This window comes from Sphingopyxis sp. RIFCSPHIGHO2_12_FULL_65_19 (assembly GCF_001830555.1).
GTDB lineage: Bacteria > Pseudomonadota > Alphaproteobacteria > Sphingomonadales > Sphingomonadaceae > Sphingopyxis.
In genome coordinates, this window is the sequence record NZ_MIAM01000054.1 from 43,238 (window position 1) to 49,582 (window position 6,345).

The 6,345-nt window shown below is 67.1% G+C and carries 8 protein-coding genes; 1 reads left to right on the forward strand and 7 read right to left on the reverse strand.

From position 1 onward, the window contains the following. Nucleotides 1-707: tRNA (adenosine(37)-N6)-dimethylallyltransferase MiaA (miaA, locus tag A3E77_RS15385; RefSeq protein ID WP_458574461.1), on the reverse strand; the 707-nt coding region annotated here is incomplete at its 3' end. Here miaA and serB point away from each other — a divergent pair. Beyond that, the gene (serB, locus tag A3E77_RS15390; protein WP_293647510.1) at nt 706-1,590 is read left to right on the forward strand and encodes a phosphoserine phosphatase SerB; all 885 of its coding nucleotides are present in this window, start codon (nt 706-708) and stop codon (nt 1,588-1,590) included. The two genes, miaA and serB, sit on opposite strands and share 2 nt — an antisense overlap. A gap of 39 nt (nt 1,591-1,629) precedes the next feature. Here the strand turns inward: serB and A3E77_RS15395 are convergent, their stop codons facing one another. The 6 genes from A3E77_RS15395 to ruvX all read right to left on the reverse strand — a co-directional run bounded on the left by A3E77_RS15395 (nt 1,630) and on the right by ruvX (nt 6,278). Then, nucleotides 1,630-2,451, reverse strand: a complete 822-nt coding sequence (locus A3E77_RS15395) for a hypothetical protein (RefSeq protein WP_293647512.1) — start codon at nt 2,449-2,451, stop codon at nt 1,630-1,632. Nucleotides 2,452-2,635: 184 nt separating this feature from the next. Continuing rightward, on the reverse strand, nt 2,636-3,193 hold the full coding sequence (locus A3E77_RS15400; protein WP_293647514.1) for a DUF4189 domain-containing protein: 558 nt from the start codon (nt 3,191-3,193) through the stop codon (nt 2,636-2,638). Between the two features lie 72 nt (nt 3,194-3,265). Beyond that, on the reverse strand, nt 3,266-4,489 hold the full coding sequence (locus tag A3E77_RS15405; RefSeq protein ID WP_293647516.1) for a dihydroorotase: 1,224 nt from the start codon (nt 4,487-4,489) through the stop codon (nt 3,266-3,268). After that, the gene (locus A3E77_RS15410; protein ID WP_293647518.1) at nt 4,480-5,475 is read right to left on the reverse strand and encodes an aspartate carbamoyltransferase catalytic subunit; all 996 of its coding nucleotides are present in this window, start codon (nt 5,473-5,475) and stop codon (nt 4,480-4,482) included. The genes A3E77_RS15405 and A3E77_RS15410 overlap by 10 nt, the downstream gene beginning before the upstream one ends. Nucleotides 5,476-5,488: 13 nt before the next feature. Then, nucleotides 5,489-5,806 carry a DUF1294 domain-containing protein gene (locus A3E77_RS15415; RefSeq protein WP_293647520.1) on the reverse strand — a complete coding sequence of 106 codons (318 nt, stop codon included), beginning with the start codon at nt 5,804-5,806 and terminating at the stop codon, nt 5,489-5,491. Between the two features lie 10 nt (nt 5,807-5,816). Then, nucleotides 5,817-6,278, reverse strand: coding sequence for a Holliday junction resolvase RuvX (gene ruvX, locus A3E77_RS15420; RefSeq protein ID WP_293647522.1), 462 nt, complete (start codon nt 6,276-6,278; stop codon nt 5,817-5,819). Between the last annotated feature and the right edge of the window lie 67 nt (nt 6,279-6,345).

Here is a 6,345-nt window from a genome sequence, read left to right on the forward strand (position 1 = left end):
TCGACCTCTGCCATCGCGCCGCCATCGAACATCTGGACGAGGCGCGTGTCGCAGCGGTCCCGGAGCCAGTCGCGCGGCGGCAGGAGGATGAGCGGGACGAGGGTGATGGCGTCGGCGATGCCGCCTTCGCGCTGTTGTTGCCACGCGGCGAGCGTGCGGCCGGTCGCGCGGACGACCTCCAGCGCGCGGGCGATGCGCGTCACATCGGCGGGATTCAGCCGCGCGGCGGCGTCGGGGTCGGCCTTTGCCAGTTCGGCATGTGCGTCGGCGACGGGAAGCGCGCGGACCGCATCACGCACCGCGGGGTCGATTTCGGGCACCGGCGCGATGCCCTGGAGCAGCGTGCGCAGATAGAGGCCGGTGCCGCCGACGAGGATGGGGATGGCGCCGCCGCGGTGCGCGGCGGCGATGACGGCGCGCGCCTCATCCGCCCAGCGCGCCGCATTATGCGCTTGCGATGCATCGACATGGCCGAACAGGCAGTGCGGCACACCCGCCATCTCGTCGTCGGTGGGCCGCGCCGACAGGATGGCGAGGTCGGCATAGACCTGGCTGGCGTCGGCGTTGACGACGATCGCGTCGCTGCCCGTCTGGATCAGAGAATTTGCGAGTGCGACCGCCAAAGCGCTCTTGCCGCTGGCGGTGGGTCCGGCGATAAGTGCCACGGGCAGCCGCGCATCGGCGGTCGAGAAAGAAGGAGATGCCATGTTCGTCGCGACGCTGATAGCAGCAGGAAAGCTGACCGACGAGGTGGTTCGCGAAGGGATCGACCGGCTGGCTGCGACGGGGCACGACGTCGGCGCCCCGCATTGGATCGACGAGCATGACGCCGCCGATATCGTATTCCAGGGCAGCCTGGTCAGCGCGCGCAAGGAATTGGCGCATATGGACCATGGCGCGCTCGACATCGTCGTCCAGCCGCTGGGCGACCGCACCAAGAAGCTGATCATCGCCGACATGGATTCGACGATGATTACCGTCGAATGCATCGACGAACTGGCCGATTATGCGGGGCTGAAGCCCCAGATTGCGGCGATCACCGAGCGCGCGATGCGCGGCGAACTCGATTTTCGCGCAGCGTTGGTCGAGCGCGTCGGACTGCTCGCGGGGATGCCCGAAGCGACGCTGGTCGATTGCCGGATGGAGCGGGTGCGCCTGACACGCGGCGCGCGCACATTGGTGCAGACGATGAAGGCGCATGGCGCGCACTCGATCCTGATTTCAGGCGGCTTTACCGCCTTTGCCGGCCCGGTGGGGGAGGCGATCGGGTTCGACAAGGTTGTCGCAAACGAGCTGGAGATTGCGGGCGGCAAGCTGACCGGCAAGGTGCGCGAACCGATCGTCGACAGCAGCACGAAGTTGGAGACGCTGAAGGCCGAAGCGGCGAAGCACGGCCTGCCGCTGGCCGAAACACTGGCGGTCGGCGACGGCGCCAACGACATCCCGATGATCACGTCGGCGGGGCTGGGTATCGGTTATCACCCGCATCCTGCCGCCGGCGAAGCGGCGGCGGCGGTGGTCCGCCACCACGACCTGACCGCGCTGTTATGGGCGCAGGGCTATCCGCGGCGCAGCTGGGTGCTGGGGTAAGGGCTGGCCGCCCCCTGAGAGGGCGGCGCGCCCGCGGATTCAGAAAGACGGCGTCCGGTCGGCGGCGGCCGCGGTATCGGCGTTTTTCGCCTGCTGCTGCGTCGCCGCGATCTTCGCGTCGGTTTCCTGGATGACCTTGGCGGCATAGCTGCCATTGTCGAGGCTCAGCTGCATGTTCGACGCCAGCCTGGGGTTGCTCGAATCGATGCCGATCCGGGCAGAGATGCTCACCCCGCATTGCGCGTCGCGCGCCGCATAGCCGTTGCTGCCCCAACAGTGGCCGGGTATCCGGCCGTCGCTCGTCCGCGGCAGCGGCGCGCCGCTATTGTCACGCGCGATGCCGATCTCTTCGGACAGGGCGCTCGACATTTCGGGCGGGGCGATGCTTTCCAGCGCACCATATTTTTCCGCAAGCTGCTCCTTGGTCTTGTCGATCAACGGTTGGCCGCCAGGATAGAAGAAGATTTCACGCGAGACGCCAATGACGCGCTCCTCGCCCTTCAGCCCGTAGAGCTCGACATTGACCTTGTCCTGCCACTTGTCGTCCGAGCGACCGCCAGCAATGCTGACGCGCATATAGGTGCCGTCGGGCAGCCAAGGCACGCCAGACCCGCTGCGCGGCGCATAGTCGGCACGATAGCCGGCGTCGGCGCATTTGAGGGCGGCGATGGCTTCGGCGCCCGTCATCCCGATCGCCACGCCCTGGATGGTGGGTGCATTCGCTGGCGCCTTGGGGCAGCCCGATGCCGCCGGGGCGACGGAGGCGGTATCGACGGTCTCACCATTGCTGTTCTTGGCCTCATTGCCGGGACCGTCGCCGCATCCCGCCAGGAGCATCATCATCGCTGCCCCAATAGCCATGCCTGATTTCAATTGCATCCGACCCTCCCTGACCGAAACCGAACCCGATGGGTGTGGTTTGGCCTAGGCGGGTAGGCCGGGCGGGTCTTGACGGACTTCTGAAGAATTTCTGAAGCCGAACCACAGAGCGGGGCGCGGCGGGGAGTGGCGCTTGTTTTCTGAACGCGCCGTGGCGACGCGGCGCTTAAAAGCGGAAAAAATAGGGCATGCTGTCGAGCGTTTCGACGATCTTGCATTTGGCGCCCGCACTTTTGCAGCTGCCCATCACCGACCGCTTGGCGCCGCCGGGGGTGCCCGCGAAACCGGCATAATATTGTCCCTGTTTGTCGCGCGCGATCGCAAAATGGCCGTTCGCGCCCCACAGGCCGACGACGCAGCCCTGGCCGCCCGCCTCGCGGCAGGCGGTCATGGCATATTGTTCGGCCTGTTCGCGATTGTCGCCGCGCAGCGCGCCATAGGAGTAGCCGGGTTGCCCCGACGCCGAGCGCCAGAAGGCGATCGCAGCGAAGCTGCTCGCCATATAGCCGCCGACATATTCCTGTTTTTCCTGGACGAACGGGATGACCTGTCCCGGCGGCGACGCGCTGGTGCCGCTGCCATATATTTGTTGCAGCACCTGCGGCGGCGGGGCGTTGCACGGCAAGCCCTGAGCGCATGGCAGGCCCTGAACCGGCGTCATTTGCGCCGCGGCGGTGGCGGCGAACAGCGCGGTCGCGAGAGTTGTCAGGGCAAGGCGGTGCATCGGTGTTTCCTCGCTGGTCATCGAACGCTGATCCAAGAGCTATCGAATTAAATCAGCAAGATAAAGACCGAATCAACGGATGCGCTGACCGCCTTTCCACATCATCGTCGCGCGGCCCTGCACCGGCATTCCGTCGAAGGGGGTGTTGCCGGCCCAGGCCGCCATCTTCTTCGCATCGACCTGCCACGGCGTGCCTTCTTCGACGAGGATCAGGTCGGCTTCCTTGCCCACCGCGAGCTTGCCAGCATCGACGCCGAGCAGACAGGCGGGGGTGCCCGCAAGCAGTTCAAACAGGCGGCCGGGCGACACATGACCGTCGCGGACAAGGTTCAGGCCGAGCGCGAGCAAAGTTTCGGCGCCCGCCATGCCGGGCAAAGCCTCGGCGAAGGGGAGGCGCTTGTCCTCGGGCCCGCGCGGGTCGTGGCCCGACGACAATATGTCGATCGTGCCGTCGGCGATCGCGGCGAGGCAGGCCTGGCGGTCGTCCTCGCTGCGCAGCGGCGGCGACAGGCGCGCGAAGGTGCGGAAATCGCCGATCGCGGTGTCGGAGAGCAGCAGGTGCGCCGGAGTAATGCCGCACAGCACGGGCAGCCCCTTGGCCTTGGCGGCGCGGATCAGGTCCAGCCCGCGCGCGGTGGTGACCTGGCGGAAATGGACGGGCGCGCCGGTTTCCTCGACGAGCGCGAGGTCGCGCGCGATCGCCATCGATTCGGCCATGGCGGGGGCGGAGGCGAGGCCGAGGCGCGTCGCCATCTCGCCGTCGGTCGCGACCGCGCCGGCGGTGAGGCCTTCATCCTCGGCATGGATGATCGTGACGAGACCGAGCGAGGCGGCGTAGGACAGCACGCGGCGCATCACGCCGCTGTCGGCGATGCGGGTGCGGCCGGTCGCGATGGCGCGGGCGCCCGCCTGTTGCATCAGGCCTATTTCTGCGAGTTCCTTGCCCGCGAGACCTTTGGTGGCGGCGGCGATGGGGTGGACCCAGAGGTCGGGCTTGCCGCCCTTCGCCGCGCGCTCGACCAGCCCGGCGCCGTCGAGCGGGCCGTTGTCGGGCATCAGCGCCGCGCGCGTGATGCCGCCGAAGTGAAAGGCAGGCTTGTCGGTTGCGAACACGCCGAGGTCGACGATACCGGGGGCGAGCCACTGGCCCTTCGCATCCACGGTTTCGGTGCCGCCGGGCGTTTCGGTGGGGTCGATCGCCGCGATACGGCCGTCGACCGCGAGCAGGCTGCCGGGGCGCGGGGTGTCGCCGTCGATCAGCATCGCATTGGTGATGAGGAGCGGTTTCAGTTCCATCCCGCGACCCCCCGCTGGCGGCGCGTCAGGATATCGAGGCACGCCATGCGGACCGCGACGCCCATTTCGACCTGCTGGGTGATCGTCGAACGTTCGGGATCGTCGGCGATGCTGCTGTCGATTTCGACCCCGCGATTCATCGGGCCGGGGTGCATGACGATGGCGTCGGGTTTCGCTTTTTCGAGGCGTTTGGGGGTGAGGCCGTAGAGGGCGTGATATTCGCGCGCTGACGGAAGATAGGCGCCGTCCATGCGCTCGTTCTGGAGGCGGAGCATCATCACGACGTCGGCGTCCCTTATGCCCTCGTCCATGTCGGTGAAAGTCGTCACATGCATCCGTTCCATCGCGGGCGGGGTCAGCGTCGCGGGGGCGACGACGCGCACCTCGTTGCCGAGCAGGGTCAGCGCGAGGATGTTCGACCGCGCGACGCGGCTGTGGAGGACGTCGCCGCAGATCGCGATGGTAAGCCCCTCGACGCGGCCGAGGCGGCGGCGGATGGTGAGCGCGTCGAGCAGCGCCTGTGTCGGATGTTCGTGGCGCCCGTCTCCTGCGTTGAGCACGGGGCAGTCGACCTTGTCGGCGATCAGTTGAACCGCGCCCGACGACGCATGGCGAATGACCATCGCGTCGGCGCGCATGGCGTTCAGCGTCATCGCGGTGTCGATCAGCGTCTCGCCCTTCTTCACGCTCGACTGCGCGGCGTGCATGTTGACGACGTCGGCGCCGAGGCGCTTGCCCGCAATCTCGAACGACAGAAGCGTTCGGGTGGAATTCTCGAAAAAGGCGTTGATGATCGTCAGGCCCGCAAGCCGGTCGTCATGCTTGGCAGCGCCGCTGCGGTTGAGGTCGACCCATTGTTCGGCGGCGTCGAGGACATAGCTGATCTCCCACGGAGTCAGCTGGGCGATGCCGATCAGGTGGCGATGGCGAAAGGCATCGCCGCCGGGCGGATAGTCGCTGGCGGGTCGGATGGTGGAGCTTGTCATTAAAGCCGAGCGTCTACGCAGACGGGGCGATTCTGGCAAGCGCCGAGGCGAGCAGCGGTTCCAATAGTCCCGACGCCCAGAGGATGATCAGGATGATGTCGAGCCAGAGCCAGATCAGCATCCATGTCGCAAAGGGCTGTTTACGCGTCTTGTGGCGGACGAGGCGCGCCGCAAACACCGTGCCGAAGGCGCCGCCGAGGAAGGCCCAGAGCAGCAAGGTGGATTCGGGGATACGCCGGCCGCCGGCTTCGGCGCGGCGCTTGTCGGCCACCATCAGACCGAAGGCGATGCCGTTCGCGGCGCCGAGCCAATAGCCGATATATTCGGTCAAGCGCGCGCCTTCACTGGCGGATCAAGGCGTCGATCGCGCCTTGCAGGATGAACGCCGCGGCGGCGCTGTCGACGCGTTCCGCGCGTTTCGCACGGCTGACGTCGGCGGCGATCATGGCGCGTTCGACCGCGGCGGTCGACCAGCGTTCGTCCCAGAGGAGCAAGGGAAGGGCCAGTGGTGCGAGGTTGCGGGCGAAGGCGCGGGTGCTTTGCGTGCGCGGGCTGTCGCTGCCGTCCATGTTGAGCGGCAGGCCGACAACGATGCCGACGATGCCGTGCTGCGCGACGAGCGCTTTCAAGGTTTCGAGATCGGCCGAGAATTTATTGCGGATGATCGTCTTGTCCGGGGTCGCGAAGCTCCAGTTGGTGTCGCAGAAGGCGACGCCGATGGTTTTGGTGCCGACGTCGAGGCCCATCAGGCGCCCGCCGGCCGGGAATTGGGCGGCGAAGTCGGGGGCGGCGGTGGTGATCATCCTTGCCCTTTAGCCGTTCGTGTCGAGCGAAGTCGAGACACGCTTGGAATGCGCATGACTTCGGCGT